We start from the raw sequence: 19,763 nt of genomic DNA, 5'->3' as shown, positions 1-19,763 counted from the left end.
TAGTTCATTAATTTAGGGAAGGTCACAATCGAAATTCCGCATCAAGCTATGCGTCTAATAAAGGTAAGGTTAGTAAGGCATCGTGTAGAAGTGGGAAAAAGTCAGGCTATCTTGTCAGGAAAAAGTGTCGTCATAAGCCTGTGTTACTCGATAATACATACTCTTTATGGAGCCAGTGATGGGCGCGTGGTATTCTCTGCCAACGCATTATGTCAATTTATTAAATTAAGGTAGGAAGAGTGATTACACAGCCATTTAAAGCAGCCGGAGCGTTTTTAAAAGCGTTACCTTTGGCGATTTCTCCTGGATTAAGAGTCTTCATCGTGGTGCCATTATTGGCTAACTTTGCTTTGATGGCGTTACTCTACATGGTGGCGTTGAGCTACTTTAACGATTTAATGACGATGGCAATGGGCTATTTGCCAAACTGGCTGGCGTTTCTCCATTGGTTGTTTTATTTGATTTTTGCCGCTCTTATTAGTGTGTTGTTGTTCTATAGTTTTTCTGTTGGCATTAACATTTTAGCGGCTCCTTTTATGGCGTTTTTGGCTGAAAAAGTAGAAGAACGCCAAACGGGAAAAGTGTTTGATGAAGCATTAAATGCTAAAGCACTTATGGTGATAACAGGGCGCACATTACAAAGAGAAATGCAGAAAATATTGTATTTCTTACCGCGCTTTATTTTGCTCTTACTCATGTCTTTTATTCCGTTAGTGAATGTCGTTGCTCCTGTATTATTGTTGTTGTTTTCTATGTGGATGCTGTCGCTCCAATACATGGATTATGCTTTTGATAACAACAAGGTAGCGTTTCACGATATGCGTCAGATGTTGCGAACTAAGCCTCTGCTGTGTTGGACATTTGGTGGCATTGTGATGGTAGGTTTGACGATCCCTTTGTTTAATTTATTTGTCATGCCGATCGCTGTTGTCGCTGCCACTTTGTTGTGGATTTCCGTGTTCAGACCACAAGATGTCGAAGTCTCTTCGTTGGTTGGTCGTACTGATGGGTTGTTGTAATGTCGATAAAAATCCTTGTCGTTGATGATGCTTCTTTTACGCGTGATTTAATTAAACGAACGATACGTCAGCAGTTTCCTGCCTCTGTTGTAGAAGAAGCTGTGAATGGTCGAAAAGCCCAGAAAATGCTCGAAAAAACGCAGTTTGATATGGTGCTGTGCGACTGGGAAATGCCTGAAATGAATGGGGTTGAGTTACTCAAGTGGTGTCGTGAGCAACCCAGTTATCAAAAAGAAGCAGTACCATTTGTCATGATCACCAGTCGTGGCGATAAAAGTCATGTGGTCGAAGCGGTGCAATCTGGGGTGACGGATTATTTAGGTAAGCCTTTTTCGAGCGAGCAACTGGCGAACAAAATTTTGTCCGCCGCAAAAAAGCATAAGATGGAAAGTAAATTAATCGCAGAGAATCCTAGAAACCCTGCTAGTTCGCCCGGACAAGGTGGTGTGGCGGCAGCTTCGATTGATGTTCTAATGGGCGCGGGTAAATCAACACGCCCAGTTCAAGCGACGAAATTTACTCATCCTGTGACACCAGCCGCGACGACGAAAGACGTTAAAATTCCGACTATGGTGCGGTTTGAAGAGAAGCAATTTCGTTGCATGGTGGTTCAGTTTAGTAAGCAAGATGCGACCTTGTTGATTAAGAGCGACGACGTGGTGCCTCAAGTATTAGGGCAAGCTGTATTAGATTTAGAATTTGCTGGGCAAACGAATCGTTTGAATTATTATATTCAATCCGTTGCCACAACAGAAAAGAAGCATGATTCAACGTTTTTAACCGTTATTTTGGGATTGATTGATCAAGATTTGGAGAAAGAGACGTTTATAAGTGCGCTATTTAACGGTCTTTAAGTCGCGAGATTAATCGATAAAACGGCTTACTTTGCAGAAAAGTGAGCCGTTTTTTTATGTTTATTCTTTAGATGGATTGACCGTAGTAGCCGAGTCCGTGGCCGGAATGCTGTCATTTCGTACGCGACTTGCCGGGAAGTGACAAGAGAATACACTGCCTCGGTTTGGTTCGCTGCGAATTTGCAATTTGGCATCATGATGCATTAATACATGTTTAGTGATGGCAAGACCTAACCCAGTACCGCCTGTTTTAGAGCTTCGCCCTTTGTCGACCCGAAAGAAACGCTCGGTTAGGCGTGGGATGTATCTTGGGTCGATACCAAGGCCATTGTCTTTCACAGAGAAGACGCCATTAAATTCGCTTGATTCCCATCTTACTAGGATATCTCCGCCATCAGGTGAGTACTTTATAGCGTTGACGACGAGGTTTGAAAAGGCGCTGTATAGTTCATTATAAGAGCCATAAAGACGTGCGCTGCTTGGTATGTCAAAACTTAGCTTATGTTGCTCTGTCAGTATAGGTGACGCCATTTTCTTAATCGCGGTAGTGAAATCCGTGACGGCGTACCATTTATCTTCTTCACCTTTTTCATTGCTCTCAAGACGAGATAGTAATAACAGGTCTTCGATTAAATGCTCCATTCGTACCGACTGCTCAGACATATTGGCAATGCCTTTTTGCATACTGGTTGGCAAATTGTCTTGAAACATTTCTAAGGTTTCTAGGTAGCCTTTAATAACGGTTAGCGGAGTTTTTAGTTCGTGAGAAGCATTGGCAACGAAGTCTTTACGCATTATTTCAAGTAAATGGAGACGAGTCACATCTCGAATAAAAATAAGGTGGTCATTTTTGTCATAGAGCGTTGTTTGGATTTCTAAATACACGCCTTCTTTAGCTGGCGACTTTATGATTAATGGTTCACCGAAGCGCTTTTGCGTGAAGTAGCGGAAAAAATCTGGATTTCTAACGATGTTCGTTATGGTCTGACCACGGTCAACAGGGCGCATTAAGCCAAAGAAGTGTGCCGCTGAGTTGTTCCACCATTCTAAATTACCTTCACTGTCAGCCATGATTACGCCTTCTTTTAGCGCGGCTGTTGAGTGTTCGATACGTGTTAGCGCTTGCTGCATGCGGCGCTTGGACTTGCGTTGTTTTTTCTGTAAGCGGTAAACCGCATCAAAAATATCGCCCCAAATACCAGACGCTTCTGGCGGCGGTGCTTTGCCAGAATAACGCAGCCAGTTATGGAATTGGTACAACTGATATAGCTGATGGTAGAGAGAACCCAGTAGGTATATGAGAACGACAAGAAGAGGGTGCTTAATAATAAAACCAATGACGATGCAAGCTGTTAACCCTAAGAGCCAGCGGATGACAGATTGTCGCCAAATAGTTTTCATAATATTAAGCCGTTCGTTTCGCAGAGAATCGGTAGCCCGTACCGCGTACGGTTTGAATTAACGAGTCGTGATCGGTGCCAATGGCTTTACGTAGGCGTCGAATATGAACATCGACCGTTCTTTCCTCTACGTAAACATTCCCTCCCCACACTTGATCAAGTAGCTGTGCTCTCGAATAAGCGCGCTCTTGGTGTGTCATTAGAAACTTTAGCAAACGATACTCCGTTGGCCCCATATCTAATGGTTTATTGCCAATGGTAACGCGTTGGCTAATAGGGTCTAGCATCAAACCGTCTATTTCAATAGGTTCATCCACACCTTGTGGTGTTGCACGACGCAATACGGCTTTTAAGCGAGCAACGAGTTCACGAGGTGAAAAAGGTTTGGTGATGTAATCATCTGCACCGACCTCAAGCCCTTGAATTTTATTGTCTTCTTCGCTCTTCGCCGTCAGCATAATAACGGGGATTTCCGCTGTCGTGCTGTCTTTCTTCAAACGACGTGTTAGCTCAATACCGCTACCACCAGGCATCATCCAATCACAAAGAATTAGATCTGGTCTATGGTCCACAATGATTTCGTGAGCTTGTTGGCTGTTTTCTGCTTCCATATATTCGTACCCTGCCATTTCTAGGGCAACCGCGATCATTTCACGGATGGAAGATTCATCATCAATTATTAATACTTTTTTACCAGTCACAGGATTCACCCTCGTTTCAGGAACGATTCCATTAAATCTGCTAAATGTGACAATTAGATTACACTGTCACATTTTTGCCATATTTTAAACTAAATAGTTAGCAGCTAAACCGATAAAGATGCAATAGCCGATACGGTTGTTATCTAGGAATGCATGGAAACAAGGTAGGCGTTCTCTGTTTTTTGCTTTTTTAAATTGCAGATAGAAGAGGCCAATAGCAACCAAGATAGACACAAAATAGGGCCACTGTAAGTGGGCAAGTGCGCCAATCCAAACCAGCAATGATAAGGTCAGTGCTTGTAAGCAAACAATGACGAGTAAGTCGTATTGAGCAAATAAGATTGCCGTAGATTTAACACCGATTTTTAGATCGTCTGGACGGTCTGTGATGGCGTAATAGGTATCGTATGCGATAGTCCACAGGCAGTTAGCTAGAAAGAGCATCCATAGTTGAGGATCGAGTAAATCGCCGCCTTGGGCACTGTAAGCCATAGGAATGGCCCAAGAAAACGCTAAACCAAGAAATAGCTGAGGAAGATTGGTATAGCGCTTCATAAATGGGTACAAAGCGGCTAAACCTAAGCCAACAAATGACAATAAAATAGTGCGTAAATCGGTACATAAGACAAGTAGGAAACTCAGTAGCACAAGAGCAAAGAATAGACCCAGAGCTTCTTTTTCTGTAACACGCCCAGAAGGCAGAGGGCGATTTTTTGTTCTCTCAACGTGACCATCAATTTTGCGATCGGCATAGTCATTAATAACGCAGCCAGCTGAGCGCATACTGAAAACACCCAAGACAAAAATAACAACAAGATGCCATTGCGGCCAGCCATCCGCCGCAAGCCAAAGAGCCCACAGTGTTGGCCACATTAAAAGCAAAGAGCCAATAGGACGGTTAAAGCGAGTGAGGTCAGCGTAGTCGTTTAATTTTGTCATAGTGATCCAAGAAGAGACTTAAAGTCGAGAATAGTATCAAAGAAAGCTTCATTGACTAATATACCAGGCCCATATTGTAAAAAAACAGAGCGTCTAGCCCAGACTTTTTTATGAATGCCGGGAAACAAGTTAGCAGGTAAATTGGCGATTTCTATTGTGCTACGAGACAGGCCAGGGTGGCGAAACAGATAGCCGCCTAGGGGTTTTTCTTTTAGCTGGCTGACTCTTCGCCAATGCCCTTTAAGAGATTGTGCGGGAATAATTGAGCGCCCATAGATAACCACTACACCATTAAACTTGAGGAGGACGGTACGAATACGCACTGCGTGACGCGGAGCCAATCCTAGCTTTCTTCTTTCTCTTTGGGTTGGCTTCCCCCAGCCGTCTTCTAAGACCACAACGCTTAATTCACCAGCTTGCTGTAACTTCTTGGTGATAGACGCTGGTGTGGAAAGCCATGGCCACAACCCGGTCGGAATTTTAGCTTTGCTTACCCTATGAATAGGGTGCCAGCGGTAATCTAATTTTTGTGCAATGGCGTGGTCAATATGCATTATAAAAGCTAGTGATTTTTACTGTTGATTAAAGCGACCATTTTATACAGCTCCGCAGACGATGCTTGAACTTCAGTATGGCACGCCGTGGCTTGCTCTAATGAAATACCTAGACCTTCTAACACATCTGGGTCGATATCGAGGTGCTCGTTAAGTTGGTGGGTAACATACAAAAGATGGGCAAAATTTGCGTACTCTCCATCATAACTGGGTGTTTTGCTGTAACGAATAGCGGTGTAAATGTTAGTAGGAAGGTCCCACTGTTTAAGCAACCAGGCGCCTAGTTGCTCTTTAGTGAAGTGTAGAATCTGCATTTCTACTATTGACGAGTCTAGGTGAGCATTGGCTTCATAGTATGTTGCTAAAATAGCAAAATGAGGTGGCATAATAATGCTGATGGCTAAATAACCAAAGTTATGCAGCAGCCCAGCAAGATAAGCGTGCCCTTTACTTGGGCGATATGCTGGTGGCATAGCCTTTACTAAGGCTTCCATTAATACCGCATGAGATACCGCGTTGAGCCAGAAGTTTTCATAATGACGAGGACTTTCTTCTGGAGAGGCAAACGCATTTCTCATAGAAAGGCCGAGTGCTAAAGTCATCGCCATATCATAGCCAAGCACTCGAACAACGGCATCTTTGATGGATTCAATGCCGCCTTTGGCACCGTAATAAGGCGAAGATGCCCAGCGTATGACTTGTGCTGCTAAACTAGGGTCTAAACTAATGATTTCGCAAAGCTCGTCCGTATCAGAAGAGGCATTAGAGCAAAGGCGAATAATTTGGCTTGAAATGACTGGTAATGGCGGAATTTCTAGCGTCTCTGCGAGGCGCTGCTTTATACGAACAGATTGAAACTTCCCCAGAGATTCTAATAGTTGTTGTTCGTCATTTAGATCATTATTAGATGGCTTTTTGATATTAGCGATATTAATAGAGATCGATTCAAAACGACTTAATGGGCCTGAAAAACGTTTTTTAAATTCATTTGAGGACATAGAGTGGTAAGGGCTGTGCGAATTACTACGAATGTCGATGAAAGGTTCTTCAAGCAGACTTACCTCAATGATACTGGCGCAGCTGCCTACTTTTAGCAGTGAGTCACCCTTTGTATTGTAATTTGCAATAGGCTCAAGGCGTCGCTTTGTAATGCGTGAGATAGCGGCAATATCAAGCATGTGGTCTTCTGGAAATATAACTTGTAAACGACCAGTATGGTCCGCTAAGTGAACCACTCGTAGTTTTTTTGTATTGGCCAATTCCGTTGCCATAGATGTCATAAATCAACTCAAATCGAATAGTCACTAAAAAAAAGCCCCAATAAAGGGGCTTTTAATATAACAGTTTTTGAGCAATTAGTGGTTTAAAATCTGACTCAAGAACGCTTGAGTTCGGTCATGTTGTGGGTTATCAAAGAATGTGTGAGGCTCATTGGCTTCAACGATTTCTCCGGCATCCATAAACACAACGCGGTCAGCAACGGTTTTGGCAAAGCCCATTTCGTGTGTTACACACACCATGGTCATACCTTCTTCTGCCAATTCGATCATGGTATCCAGTACTTCTTTGATCATTTCTGGGTCAAGTGCTGATGTTGGTTCATCAAATAGCATGATACGAGGTTGCATACATAATCCTCGAGCAATCGCTACACGTTGCTGCTGACCACCTGATAATTGCCCAGGGTATTTCAACGCTTGATTGGCAATTTTCACTCGTTCTAAGTAATGCATCGCCATTTCTTCGGCTTCTTTTTTAGGTGTTTTGCGTACCCAAATCGGTGCCAATGTTAAATTTTCTAAAATGGTAAGGTGAGGAAACAAGTTAAAATGCTGAAACACCATTCCGACGTCTTTACGGATAGTTTCGATGTTTTTCAGATTGTTATTCATTTCAATACCGTCTACTAGAATGGTCCCTTTCTGGTGCTCTTCTAGACGGTTAATGCAACGTATCATGGTGGACTTACCAGAGCCGGAAGGACCACAGACAACGATTCGTTCGCCTTTTTTGATACTGAAGTTGATGTTCTTCAATACGTGAAAGTCACCATACCATTTATTAACATCGTTAAATTCGATGATTGTAGATTCGCCTGCTTCTAAGTGGGCGCGTGCCATATTTGTATCTGTCATTGTAAAAACCTCAAATTCTTAACTAATTTCGCTTGTGACCGGTTTCTAATTTGCGTTCGATTGCCATGCTGTAACGTGACATACCAAAGCAGAAAATCCAGTAAACGAAAGCGGCGAAAACATAACCTTCGATGGTGGTTCCTAGCCATTTAGTATCGTGATTGGCGAGCTGTATAATGCCCAACAAATCAAACATACCAACGATGTAAACCAAGGTGGTGTCTTTAAACAGGCCGATAAAGGTGTTTACAATACCAGGAATTACCAATTTCAACGCTTGTGGCAAAATTACTAATATCATGGATTTCCAATAAGTAAGCCCCATTGCATCAGCGGCTTCGTACTGACCTTTTGGAATAGCCTGTAAGCCGCCCCGAATCACCTCGGCCATATAAGCAGCAGAGAACAGGGTAATACCGATCAAGACACGTAGTAGTTTGTTGAAGTTCAAGCCGTCTGGCAGAAACAGCGGGATCATAACCGATGCCATAAACATAATGGTGATTAATGGTACCGCTCGGATAGTTTCGATAAAAATAATGCAGATAGATTTTGCAATCGGCATATTAGAACGACGTCCTAACGCTAGTAAAATACCTAGCGGGAAAGAGGCGACAATACCAATAGTACCCAACAAGACAGTCAGAAAAAGACCGCCCCAACGAGACGTTTCGACAGGCTCTAAACCGAAAATACCGCCAGCAAATAGGAAATACGCAACAATCGGATAAATAATGGTAATGGTGATTGATAGGTACAGTTTGCTGATCATCTTGATGGAAAACATACCGACTAATAGAACAATCAAAATTGCCGCTAAATTAATCCGCCACGTTTCTTCGCTGGGATACAGTCCATACATAAACTGATCAAAGCGTGTATTAACAAACGCCCAACATGCACCAGTACCAGTACAAGCCGCTCTGGATGATCCTGTCCAGGTTGCATTTATGATTCCCCATTCGATTAGAGGAGGAATAGTTAAGTACATTATGTACAAGCTGAGCATCGTTAAAATAATATTCAGCGGTGACGATAATAAGTTTTGTCGAACCCAAGCAACAGCACCCACCGAAGTAGATGGTGGTGGGAGGCTGGGTGATGGTTTAAATACGATAGCCATGTTCTACCTCCTAGCGCTCGATGAGAGACATTTTTTTGTTATACCAGTTCATGAACAATGAGATAGTTAAACTCAAGGTTCCGTATACCAGCATACATAGACCAATGGTTTCAATTGCTTGACCCGTTTGATTAAGCGTTGTGCCCATCACAACCGCAACCAATTCAGGATAAGCAACGGCAGCACCCAAAGATGAGTTTTTCGCCAAGTTTAAATACTGACTAGTTAGTGGTGGAATCATGACTCGCAATGCTTGCGGCAAAACCACTAAACGCTGAGTTATGTTGTCACTAAGACCTAGTGAACGAGCGGCTTCCGTTTGTCCCCAACTGACGGACAAAATACCAGCACGTACAATTTCTGCAATGAAAGAGGCGGTATAAGTAGACAGTGCAATAAGCACGGCAACAAACTCTGGAGGCAATACCATCCCACCAGTAACGTTAAAACGACTTTTTACAGGAAGGTCGAACTCTAGTGGGAATCCTGCAACGGCAAAGGCAATAAAGGTAATCACCACAATAGTACCAAGAGCAGACCAATAGGCAGGGAACCAAAGTCCCGTTCTAGTTTGACGTTTTTTCGCCCATACAATCAGTGCAATAGCGGCAAAAATAGACAGTATAAAGCCCATAATTGCGATACCAAAGCCATCTTGTGTGATTGGATTTGGAGAATAAATACCGCGTTTATTCAAGAAAAAATCGGCAAATTCATAACTTTGTTTTGGGCTGGGTAATGCGGCTAATACGGCAAAATACCAAAAGAATATTTGTAGTAAGAGTGGAATGTTCCGCAACGTTTCAATGTATACCGTTGCTAAACGTGCGACTAACCAGTTTTTTGATAAACGGGCCAGGCCCATAACGACGCCAATGATGGTCGCAAAGAAGATGCCGAGAATAGAAATAACAAAAGTATTGATTAAAGCGACGAGGAATGCGCGCCCGTAAGTATCGGCTTCAGTATAACTAATAAGGTGAATAAGGATTGGAAAGCCAGCTGGTTGATTCAAAAAAGAGAAACCAGTAGAAATTCCGCGGTTATCTAGGTTGGCTTGTAAGTTACTAAATAAGTAATAACAAACAAAGACAACAAGGGCTAAAAGCAAAATTTGGAAGATGATGGAACGTGTTCCCGCATCGTACAAAAAGCTTTTTTTAGTAGGTTTTTTAATATCGCTCATCTTGGTTCAGGCAAACTGCTCGTCAGATGGATAAGGAAGGGAAAATTCCCAGCAGCGAGTTTTGCTGCTGGGAAATAACTAAACGAAGTTATTTAATACTATATTAACGAACTGGTGGCGCGTACATGATGCCGCCGTTGTTCCAAAGATTGTTTAGGCCACGAGGAAGATCTAGAGGAGAATCTTTACCTACGTTACGGTCGAATTCTTCACCGTAGTTACCTACTTTTGCGATAACGTTGTAAGCCCAATCAGCGCTAAGACCTAGATCTTTACCCATGTCACCTTCAGCGCCTAATAGACGGCGAACAGATGGGTCTTTAGAGTCAGCTTTGATTTGCGCTACGTTTTTAGATGAAATGCCCATTTCTTCAGCGTTAACCTGAACAAACATTACCCAAGTAACCAAATCTTTCCACTGGTTGTCGCCGTGACGAACAACAGGACCTAGTGGTTCTTTAGAAATAGTTTCCGGAAGGATTATGTTGTCTTTAGGATTTTTCATCTTAGTACGCCAAGCGGCAAGACCAGATTTATCCGTCGTAAATACATCACAACGACCTGATGCATAGGCTGCGACAGCTTCGTCTGCTTTTTGGACGATAACAGGAACGTAAGACATTTTGTGTTTGCGGAAGAAATCCGCCATGTTTAATTCTGTTGTTGTACCTTGCTCAGTACAAACGGTAGCGCCATCAAGATCTAATGCAGATTTTACACCTAGCTCTTTATGTACGATGAAGCCTTGGCCGTCATAAAAATTGGTTGCTGTGAAGTCAAGACCTAGCGCAACATCGCGAGTGTAAGTCCATGTTGTGTTACGAGAAAGAATGTCAATTTCACCTGACTGTAGTGCGGTGAAACGTTCTTTAGCAGAAAGAGGAGTGAACTTGACTTTTTGTGGGTCATTGAAGATGGCAGCGGCTACGGCACGACATGCGTCTACATCGATACCAGTCCAGTTACCTTTATCATCAGCATTTGAAAATCCTGGTACGCCTTGGCTTACGCCACATTGTACGAAACCTTTTGCTTTAACGTCATCTAGTGTGCCAGCAGCAGCAGCCGTGCTGATTGCTGCAGTGACAGCAGCCATTGCGAATAGTTTACAAACGTTCGATTTCATTGATTTAGCCTCCCAGGCATTTCTTTTGTGTGTGTTGTTTGTCTTTTCACTCTTTGTAAGTCTTGGACTTGAATGAAAATAATGCAAAAATATTGCCAACAATATGATTATTTATTTTTTTTGTATCATTAGATGCAGAATATTCTTCTGAAAGAACGCTGCAATGTCTAATAGAATGACTGTTTATAGCTTCTAGTCAAGGGTAAAATGCTATAAATGACTTTTTTAATGCTTAATTTTTGCAAGGTGAGCCGTTTTTAGCAAAATCGTGTATAAAAAATATCCAATTTATGTTTAAAAGTAATAATCTAGATTATCCAATTGACGATTATGTTACCTATTAGTGCATCAGGAAGTGTAAAATAAGGAAGCAATTCGTAAGATAACGTAAAAAGCACCATATCAGTGCAAAATATCCATTCTGTTCTAATAATGACTCGCTATATTTTAGTCATCAAACAACAGAAATATTTTATAAAAAGTGCTCCCCATAATTTAGTATCTACATGATAGACTTAACAATACTTTAGTGTGACAAAGGAGATCCATTTCGAATGGACAACTCAACTAAGCCGCTTGATCGTTTAGATAAAAAAATTCTGCGGGAACTGCAGGTCAACGGACGTTTGTCGAACGTTGAATTAGCCAGTCGTGTAGGCTTGAGCGCGACTCCGTGTTTAGAGCGTGTACGACGTCTAGAACGTAATGGTTATATTACGGGCTATTGTGCGTTAGTTGACCCTAAAAAGGTGGATGCTGGCTTACTGGTATTCGTAGAAATTCGTTTAAAAACGACATCTCCTGAAGGTTTTAACGAATTTAAAACCGCGGTCACAGAAATACCTGAAATTCTTGAATGTCATTTGATCGCTGGTGATTTTGAATATTTATTGAAAGCGCGAGTGTCTAATATGGATTCTTATCGGTTGCTGCTTGGTGAAACATTACTAACCTTGCCGCATGTAAGAGAATCTCGTACCTATGTCGCCATGGAAGAAGTGAAAAATACGACTGTGGTTAGCATCCCGTAGCTTATCAAGTTTTTAATAGATAGAAGCGCTGATCGATAGCAGTGCTGATAGGCAAAATTAAAAAAGGTGTTGGAGCAATCTAACGCCTTTTTTTTGAGCTGTCTAAAAGAAGCTATACGTTTAAATATTGGCTATGATTTGGTAACCACCGCAAAAGCAAGGGTGATATACATTCTGGATAATGCTGATGGAGCAGAGTGGCCGCTTTTTGAACATCGTCTAACAATGCTTTATCTCTCTGTAAATCAGCAACCTTGAATTCCCAAAGGCCTGTCTGTCTGGTGCCTAGTAATTCGCCAGGGCCGCGTAACTCTAAGTCTTTTTCGGCGATCTTAAAGCCGTCACTGGTTTCTCTCATAGTAGATAAGCGCTCTTTTCCTTGCTGCCCTAAAGGAGCCTTATATAAAAGCACACAGTGACTGGCCGTTTGGCCACGACCTACTCGGCCTCGTAACTGATGTAGCTGAGCTAAGCCTAAGCGTTCAGGGTTTTCGATAATCATTAAGCTGGCATTAGGCACGTCTACCCCAACTTCAATGACGGTTGTTGCAACCAGTAACTGAATGTCATTTGCTTTGAATCGCGCCATAATATCGGCTTTTTCTGTCGATTTAAGCCGTCCATGAACTAAGCCTATATTAAGTCCAGTTAGCTGTTCTTCTAATAAAATAGCTGTGTCTTCTGCTGCTTGGCATTGCAGCGCCTCTGATTCTTCAATGAGAGTACAAACCCAATATACTTGTTTGCCTTCTTGGCAGGCTACTTTTACCCGCTCAATCACTTCGCTACGACGTTGATCTGATACCACTATGGTGTTTACAGGTGTTCTTCCTGGGGGCAGTTCGTCGATGATTGAACAGTCTAAATCTGCATAGGCTGACATGGCCAGTGTGCGAGGAATAGGGGTAGCGGTCATAATAAGCTGATGAGGTTGAAAGCCTTGTTTTAAGCCTTTTTCGCGTAACGCCATACGTTGATGAACGCCAAAGCGATGTTGCTCATCTATCACCGCGAGTGCTAAGCGATCGAAATGGACATTTTCTTGGAACAAGGCATGTGTGCCAACAATGATATGAGCGGCTCCCGAAGCGATGTCTTCAAGCTCTGCTTCGCGTGCTTTGCCTTTTAGTTTGCCAGCCATCCAAGCGACTTTTAAGTTAAGCGGAGTAAACCAATGAGTAAAGTTAGCGAGGTGCTGCTCGGCGAGAATTTCTGTTGGTGCCATAATCGCCACTTGGTAGCCGGCATCTACTACGGCGGCAGCTGCTAATGCAGCGACAAGGGTTTTACCTGATCCAACGTCTCCTTGAACAAGACGGAGCATAGGATGTCCAGATTTTAGGTCGGATAATATTTCACGAAAAACACGCTGCTGCGCATTGGTTGGCGAAAAAGGAAGTTGTTCTAATAACCCCTGAGCAAGTTGACCTGACTCAACAACCTGAATGGCCTTATCTTCTTTTGCTTTAATTTTTTTACCAATCAAAGACAGTTGATGAGCCATTAGTTCTTCAAAAGAGAGACGGTATTGTGCTGGATGAGCACCTGCTTTTAACTGCTCTAGGTTTGCGTCAGTTGTTGGATGATGGAGAAAACGAATCGCATCATCTAGTGGGGGAAGGCCAAATTGCTGACGAATGCTATCGGGTAGCCATTCTTTTAGATTGTATGGCGTAAGGCGCTCTAAAGCTTGTTCGCAAAGTGTGCGTATCTTGGCTTGAGTAATGCCTTCAGTTAAAGGGTAAATTGGCGTCAGCTGGTCGCTACCTGAATGAGTATCATCGTCGTTGATCGTTTTATATTCGGGATGGTATATTTCGAATCCGGTACTGCCACGGCGTATTTCACCAAAACATCGAATGCGCGTTCCAGACTCAAGTTGTTTTTTTTGTGCTGCTGAGAAGTGAAAGAAACGCAGGCACAAGGTTCCTGTAGCGTCTTTAATTCGGCACACTAAGCTGCGACGTTTGCCCATTTTTATTTCACAGCCAGTTGATATGCCTTCAATAACCGCTTCGTCTCCGAAGCGTAATTGGCCGATTGGCACAACGCGGGTTCTGTCTTGGTAGCGAATAGGCAGATGAAAAAGTAAGTCTTGTACCGTATTTAGGTGCAGCTTTGCTAGCTTCTCAGCCATGGCATCGCCAACACCTTTTAGTTCTCTAACATCTTGTGTGTCGAGATCATCTATCATAATGAGCCTAAAGATCCAACTTCTTGCTGGCTTCGCGGATCGACTGGCTTACCGCTTCAATGGCATTCGGACGTGGATAGCTAGCACGCCACGCAAGTGCCACAGTGCGTTTAGGCGCAGGTGCTGTAAAAGGTCGAACTTCCAATAGTGAATGATCGATGTGCATGACGGCCGATTTAGGTAAAACGGTAACGCCTAGACCAGATGCTACCATGTAGCGAATAGTTTCAAGAGAGCTGCCATTGACTATGGTGCGCCCTTCGCTATGTCCCCCTTCGTTTGCTAAAGGGCAGGCTTCTAATACTTGCTCGCTGAAGCAATGCCCCTTACCAAGTAGTAGTAAGTTATCGCTAGAAAGTTGATCGGTATTGATGTGAGTTAGCTTAGTCCACAAGTGATCTTTGGGCATTAATACGACAAACTCTTCTTCATAAATCGGTTGTGTCACTACATCTGGTTCGTGGAATGGAAGGGCGATTATTATCGCATCCAGTTCGCCATTGCGCAGTTTAGGTCGCAAGTTTTCAGTCAGATCTTCTTCAATGATAAGAGGCATGTCGTTCGTTATTTTACGTAAACTAGGAATCATTGAAGGGAAAAGATAAGGAGCAATGGTAAAAATCGAGCCAATCTTGATCGGGCCTTTAAGCTGGTTGTGACCAGATGAGGCTAGCTCTTTAATGGTGTTGGCTTGCTCAAGAACGCGTTTCGCTTGGGTAACAATTTGCTCGCCAATAGGCGTAATATACACCGAGCTTTTACTGCGTTCGAAAATAGCAGCACCCAGCTCTTCTTCGAGCTTTTTAACGGCAACACTTAGCGTTGGTTGAGAAACGTGGCATTTTTCAGCGGCATGACCAAAATGTTGTTCTTGTGCCAGCATAACCACGTACTTTAATTCAGTTAGTGTCATAACGTGCCCTCAACCTAATCATTGTTAATAACTATGATAATACAAATTTTGATAAAGTGAATCGGTTAATCCAGTTTGCGCTTTTATTACTTAAAGAGGTTCTCATGAGTCCGAAACGAATTCTAATCGCAGGATGTGGTGATTTAGGGGCGGGTATTGCTCCTTATTTTATTGAAAGAGGTGACCGCGTTTACGGTATTCGTCGTTCGGGTACTGTTTTTCCTCAAGGTGTACAAGGAATAACAGGCGATATCACAGAGCTTGAAGATGACAAGTTGCCAGAGGTTGAGCTGATTTTTCTGATTATGACACCCGCAAACAGAAGCCCAGAGGGGTATCGTGCCGCTTACTATAATACGGCTCAACGTCTTATTCAGCGCTATCAAGCGACTCAGCCCCAGATCATATTTGTCTCTAGCACCAGTGTTTATGGTCAGAGCCAAGGCGAATGGATTGATAGTGAAACCGTGCCAAAGGAGAGCAAGGCAACTGCGAGCATATTGTTAGAAACAGAAACCGCGTTAGCAAAAGTATTGCCCTCAATCGCTGTACGTTGCTCTGGGATTTATGGACCAGGCCGCTATCGGATGCTGACTAAAGTCATGTCTGATGAAGTATGGGAAGCGAATAGCTGGACCAATCGAGTTCATCGCCACGATGTGGTTCGTGCTTTGTGTCATTTGGCTGAAAATGCGCTTAGCGGAGTCGTATTAGCGAATCATTACAACGTGACTGACGATACGCCGGTGTCTATGTGGGAAGTTAAGTTGTGCATTGCTAAATTACTGGGTGTTGAAGCAAACATTCCTAATGATGTGAATGCCTTTATTCCGCAGTCTGGGAAACGTATTGATAATCGGGCGTTAAAGGAGACGGGCTTTTGTTTCGATTACCCAAGCTACGTCAGTGGGTATCTAGAGTTAGTTAAGTCTTATCAAGATGAATTAAGTTATAAATAAAAAAAGAGGCGTCGAGCGCCTCTTTTCAAATTATCTTACATGTACTGAAAACAGATAATTAGTCTTCAAGTACCATGATGCCTTCGATCTCAACCTGAACGCCTTTAGGCAAAGCGCGAACACCCATTGCGGCACGAGCAGGGTAAGGTTGTTTAACGAACTGAGTCATTACTTCGTTCACTGTCGCGAAATTGCCTAGATCAGTCATGAAAATATTAAATTTCACGATATCTTCTAAAGAACCACCAGCCGCTTCACAAACTGCTTGAAGATTTTTGAATACTTGTGTTGTTTGGTCAACGATGTCTTCGCTGATGACTTCCATCGTTTCAGCGACTAAAGGAATCTGACCAGAAATATAAACGGTATTGCCAGCACGAACCGCTTGAGAATATGGACCGATTGCAGCAGGTGCTTTGTCCGTATGAATTATTTGTTTTGCCATGATACTAAATCCCATTTCAAAAGTTATGTCACCGCAGCATTTTTATGCTGCGACAGGTTTAAATGTAAATATTACTCAATAATTATTTAACGACCAACAATGGTCTCACGCGAGACTTTTTCAACACAACGAACGGCTTTAATGCGACGCATTACATCAGCCAAGCCAACACGGCTAGAGATAGTAATACTTAGGCGAAGTCGACTTACGCGGCCACGTTCAATGATGTCTAAGTTAGAGACTTGATAATCTGTATCACTGATGGAACTGGCAATTTTCGCCACGGCTCCACGTTCGTTTATGTAGCTAACGATTAGGTTAATATTGAGGTCTTCTTCAATGTCTTTACCCCAAGCCATACGAATAAAGCGTTCAGGATTGGCTAGATGATCTTGAATATTTGGGCAATTTAAGTGATGAATAACAATGCCTTTGTCTACTTGGACGTAGCCGACAATTGGGTCTCCAGGAATTGGTGAGCAACACTTGGCATAAGAAATTAGCATGCCTTCGGAGCCGTTTACCTTAAAGGATTTCGGTGTCACCAAGGTTTTTTCATCGTAATCAGGGAACAATTCTCTGGCAACCAAGTAGCCGACGTGTCGGCCCTTGCCAATGGATTCAAGCAAATCCTCTAATGAGGTGAGTTGATGCTGTATCAGGACTTGATTGATCTGTTCTGTTGTTAGTTCTTCAATATTCGTTTTAAAAGCATTCAAAGAACGAGTTAGCAAACGATGACCAATGGAAATGGCATTTTCACGCTGCTTGTCTTTGAGATAATGACGGATATTGGTTCGTGCTTTACCAGTAATCGCAAAACTTAACCAAGCGACGTTTGGCTGGGCATTTTTAGCACTGATGATTTCGACCGTTTGACCACTTTCTAGTTGCGTACTTAATGGTGCAAGTCGTCGATTTATACGACATGAAATACAAGTGTTGCCTATTTCTGTGTGTACACCATAAGCAAAATCAACAGGCGTTGCGCCAGATGGTAATTCAATGATCTGGCCTTTTGGTGTAAATACATACACTTCGTCTGGAAATAAGTCACTTTTGACGTTATCAACAAACTCCATTGGGTTGCCTGTTTTCTGCTGAATTTCCAGCAGACTTTTCACCCATTTGGTCGCACGATCATGATTGCTTGGTATTGCGGAATTGCCATTGAATTTATAAGCCCAATGCGCCGCGATACCATTATTGGCAACTAAATCCATCTCTTCTGTACGGATTTGAACTTCCATTGGCAGACCATTGTGGCCCACTACAGTCGTGTGTAATGACTGATAACCATTGGATTTTGGAACCGCAATATAGTCTTTAAAACGACCTTCGATGGGCTTAAATAATGAGTGGATTGTTCCCAATATACGATAACAACTATCGTGACGATCAGTAACAATACGAACACCCAACACATCCATAATTTCATCGAGAGAGCGATGTTTCTTGCTCATCTTTTGATAAATGCTGTAGATGTGTTTTTCTCTTACACTGATGTGTGCGTCGATATAATCGGCGGCTAGTTCGGAGCGGATAAAATCTTCAAGCTTTTCGGTGTCTTTACTGCGGTGGCCATATTTTTTGTTAATGGCCCGTTGCAGCATGCGAGCACGCATAGGGTAATAGGCTTCAAAAGCGAGAGATTCTAAGGAAACACGCACATTGTACATACCTAAACGGTTAGCAATGGGTGCATAAATATCTAGGGTTTCACGAGCAATACGACGTTTTTTGTGCGCTGGCATGGAGTTCAGCGTACGCATATTGTGTAAACGGTCCGCCAGTTTGACGAGAATGACTCGAATGTCATCTGCCATGGCCATGGCCATTTTCTGGAAGTTATGAGCTTGTTTTTCAATTTGGCTGTTGAATTCAAGATGTGTCAGCTTACTAACACCGTCAACCAAACTGGCAACGCCTTCTCCAAACTGCTCAGTTAGCGCTTCACGGCTAATGCCTGTGTCTTCGATAACGTCATGAAGAAGTGCTGCTGTTAACCCTTCGCTGTCCATGCGTAATTCGGCAAGAATTTCGGCGGCGGCAAGCGGATGGGTAACATAAGGTTCGCCACTTTTACGCCATTGCCCATCATGGGCTTGCTCTGCGTAATAGTAAGCACGCTTTACCTGAGCAATTTGCTCGTATGGTAAATACTGACTTAATGTCAGTGCTAGATCTTCAATGGTATACATCGCTCACCTCACAACAATAAATAAGAAGTACAACGGCAGTGGTATGAGCGACACCATCAATATTAGAACTCGTGAATAGGTTGCTTTTGAAGATCAACGTTTTTAGCGTTAATCAAATCTGCAGCAATTTCACGCAAAGCAACAACTGTCACTTTATCGTCTTCGATAGCTACTTTTGCTTCTTCACCACCGGTTGCTAGCTGGCGTGCGCGTTTTGATGCCACCATGACTAATTCAAAGCGGTTATCAACGTTTTCTAAACAATCTTCTACGGTAACTCGAGCCATTTTGACCTCTGTATTGCGGTTAGCTATTTATGCAAATGTAATTCTACTTAACGGCTTATTATAATGACAAGAGATCATTGATAAGATTGCCATATTTTTGTTTCATTACTGTGTTTTTTGAACGCATTGCGGTAAAAATCGACTTCATTTGTGCCAAAGCCATATCAAAGTCATCATTTATAATGACAAAATCATATTCATTATAGTGTGATATTTCGTTTACTGCTTTACTCATGCGTCTTTGAATTACTTCTTCACTGTCTGTACCTCGGTCGCGAAGACGTTCTTCTAGTACCGCTAAAGACGGTGGTAATATAAAAATACCAATCGCATTTGGATACTGTTGACGTACTTGTCGAGCGCCTTGCCAATCAATTTCTAGAATGACATCCAAGCCTTGCTCAAGCATATTGAAAATGGAAGCTTTGGATGTGCCATAGTAATTATCAAACACTTGGGCATGTTCAAAAAAGGCATCTTCAGCAATCATATCCAAAAAGTCTTCATCTTCCGTGAAAAAATATTCACGGCCATGTTCTTCGCCGGTTCTCGCCGCTCTTGTTGTATGAGAGATGGAAATACGAACCTTATCATCCGCTTTTAGTAACGCTTTATACAAAGAAGATTTACCAGCCCCAGAAGGTGCAGAAAGGATAAATAAGTTGCCCGTGTGTAGATCCATAAAACCTTTAAACC

The 19,763-nt window shown here is 42.7% G+C and carries 19 protein-coding genes; 4 read left to right on the top strand and 15 right to left on the bottom strand.

Annotated elements, in window-relative coordinates:
- Positions 1 to 239: 239 nt before the first annotated feature.
- Together cysZ and V6259_RS00505 are read left to right on the top strand one after the other, a co-directional pair.
- Positions 240 to 1,019 (top strand): sulfate transporter CysZ, encoded by a 780-nt coding sequence (cysZ, locus tag V6259_RS00510; RefSeq protein WP_341582909.1) that lies wholly within the window; start codon positions 240 to 242, stop codon positions 1,017 to 1,019.
- Positions 1,019 to 1,873, top strand: a complete 855-nt coding sequence (locus V6259_RS00505; protein ID WP_341582908.1) for a response regulator — start codon at positions 1,019 to 1,021, stop codon at positions 1,871 to 1,873. The genes cysZ and V6259_RS00505 overlap by 1 nt, the downstream gene beginning before the upstream one ends.
- A gap of 60 nt (positions 1,874 to 1,933) precedes the next feature.
- Here V6259_RS00505 and phoR read toward each other — a convergent pair whose 3' ends face one another.
- The 9 genes from phoR to V6259_RS00460 form a co-directional block, all read right to left on the bottom strand.
- Positions 1,934 to 3,274, bottom strand: a complete 1,341-nt coding sequence (gene phoR / locus V6259_RS00500) for a phosphate regulon sensor histidine kinase PhoR (RefSeq protein ID WP_341582907.1) — start codon at positions 3,272 to 3,274, stop codon at positions 1,934 to 1,936.
- Positions 3,275 to 3,278: 4 nt separating this feature from the next.
- A complete protein-coding gene (phoB, locus tag V6259_RS00495; RefSeq protein WP_133012591.1) occupies positions 3,279 to 3,974 on the bottom strand; it encodes a phosphate regulon transcriptional regulator PhoB in 696 nt (231 codons plus the stop codon).
- A gap of 84 nt (positions 3,975 to 4,058) precedes the next feature.
- Entirely contained in the window at positions 4,059 to 4,913 is an 855-nt protein-coding gene (gene ubiA, locus V6259_RS00490; RefSeq protein ID WP_341582906.1) for a 4-hydroxybenzoate octaprenyltransferase, read from the bottom strand.
- Entirely contained in the window at positions 4,910 to 5,467 is a 558-nt protein-coding gene (locus V6259_RS00485) for a chorismate--pyruvate lyase family protein (protein ID WP_240537104.1), read from the bottom strand. The genes ubiA and V6259_RS00485 overlap by 4 nt, the downstream gene beginning before the upstream one ends.
- A gap of 8 nt (positions 5,468 to 5,475) precedes the next feature.
- Positions 5,476 to 6,747 carry an HDOD domain-containing protein gene (locus V6259_RS00480; protein ID WP_341582905.1) on the bottom strand — a complete coding sequence of 424 codons (1,272 nt, stop codon included), beginning with the start codon at positions 6,745 to 6,747 and terminating at the stop codon, positions 5,476 to 5,478.
- Between the two features lie 75 nt (positions 6,748 to 6,822).
- Entirely contained in the window at positions 6,823 to 7,602 is a 780-nt protein-coding gene (locus tag V6259_RS00475; protein ID WP_133012588.1) for an amino acid ABC transporter ATP-binding protein, read from the bottom strand.
- A 22-nt stretch (positions 7,603 to 7,624) separates the two neighbouring features.
- Positions 7,625 to 8,725 (bottom strand): amino acid ABC transporter permease, encoded by a 1,101-nt coding sequence (locus V6259_RS00470; protein ID WP_341582904.1) that lies wholly within the window; start codon positions 8,723 to 8,725, stop codon positions 7,625 to 7,627.
- Positions 8,726 to 8,735: 10 nt separating this feature from the next.
- Positions 8,736 to 9,911, bottom strand: a complete 1,176-nt coding sequence (locus V6259_RS00465; RefSeq protein ID WP_341582903.1) for an amino acid ABC transporter permease — start codon at positions 9,909 to 9,911, stop codon at positions 8,736 to 8,738.
- A gap of 103 nt (positions 9,912 to 10,014) precedes the next feature.
- The gene (locus tag V6259_RS00460) at positions 10,015 to 11,037 is read right to left on the bottom strand and encodes an amino acid ABC transporter substrate-binding protein (RefSeq protein ID WP_133012585.1); all 1,023 of its coding nucleotides are present in this window, start codon (positions 11,035 to 11,037) and stop codon (positions 10,015 to 10,017) included.
- A gap of 554 nt (positions 11,038 to 11,591) precedes the next feature.
- Here V6259_RS00460 and lrp point away from each other — a divergent pair.
- A complete protein-coding gene (gene lrp, locus V6259_RS00455) occupies positions 11,592 to 12,068 on the top strand; it encodes a leucine-responsive transcriptional regulator Lrp (protein WP_133012584.1) in 477 nt (158 codons plus the stop codon).
- Positions 12,069 to 12,180: 112 nt separating this feature from the next.
- Here lrp and recG read toward each other — a convergent pair whose 3' ends face one another.
- Complete coding sequence (gene recG / locus V6259_RS00450; RefSeq protein ID WP_341582902.1) at positions 12,181 to 14,262, bottom strand: ATP-dependent DNA helicase RecG; 2,082 nt, start codon at positions 14,260 to 14,262, stop codon at positions 12,181 to 12,183.
- A 7-nt stretch (positions 14,263 to 14,269) separates the two neighbouring features.
- Complete coding sequence (locus V6259_RS00445) at positions 14,270 to 15,175, bottom strand: hydrogen peroxide-inducible genes activator (RefSeq protein WP_341582901.1); 906 nt, start codon at positions 15,173 to 15,175, stop codon at positions 14,270 to 14,272.
- A 104-nt stretch (positions 15,176 to 15,279) separates the two neighbouring features.
- On the opposite strand from V6259_RS00445, the gene V6259_RS00440 reads away from it, so the two are divergent.
- Positions 15,280 to 16,134, top strand: coding sequence for an NAD-dependent epimerase/dehydratase family protein (locus V6259_RS00440; protein WP_341582900.1), 855 nt, complete (start codon positions 15,280 to 15,282; stop codon positions 16,132 to 16,134).
- A gap of 58 nt (positions 16,135 to 16,192) precedes the next feature.
- Here V6259_RS00440 and V6259_RS00435 read toward each other — a convergent pair whose 3' ends face one another.
- From V6259_RS00435 to gmk, 4 genes are all read right to left on the bottom strand, one after another.
- Entirely contained in the window at positions 16,193 to 16,579 is a 387-nt protein-coding gene (locus V6259_RS00435; RefSeq protein WP_133012580.1) for a RidA family protein, read from the bottom strand.
- Positions 16,580 to 16,665: 86 nt separating this feature from the next.
- Positions 16,666 to 18,780, bottom strand: a complete 2,115-nt coding sequence (locus tag V6259_RS00430; protein WP_133012579.1) for a RelA/SpoT family protein — start codon at positions 18,778 to 18,780, stop codon at positions 16,666 to 16,668.
- 62 nt (positions 18,781 to 18,842) lie between these two features.
- The gene (rpoZ, locus tag V6259_RS00425; protein ID WP_133012578.1) at positions 18,843 to 19,067 is read right to left on the bottom strand and encodes a DNA-directed RNA polymerase subunit omega; all 225 of its coding nucleotides are present in this window, start codon (positions 19,065 to 19,067) and stop codon (positions 18,843 to 18,845) included.
- 58 nt (positions 19,068 to 19,125) lie between these two features.
- Complete coding sequence (gene gmk, locus V6259_RS00420; RefSeq protein WP_133012577.1) at positions 19,126 to 19,749, bottom strand: guanylate kinase; 624 nt, start codon at positions 19,747 to 19,749, stop codon at positions 19,126 to 19,128.
- Between the last annotated feature and the right edge of the window lie 14 nt (positions 19,750 to 19,763).

The sequence above is a fragment of the Marinomonas sp. TI.3.20 genome (assembly GCF_038155025.1).
GTDB lineage: Bacteria > Pseudomonadota > Gammaproteobacteria > Pseudomonadales > Marinomonadaceae > Marinomonas > Marinomonas flavescens.
This window is presented reverse-complemented; position numbering and strand designations above follow the sequence as displayed.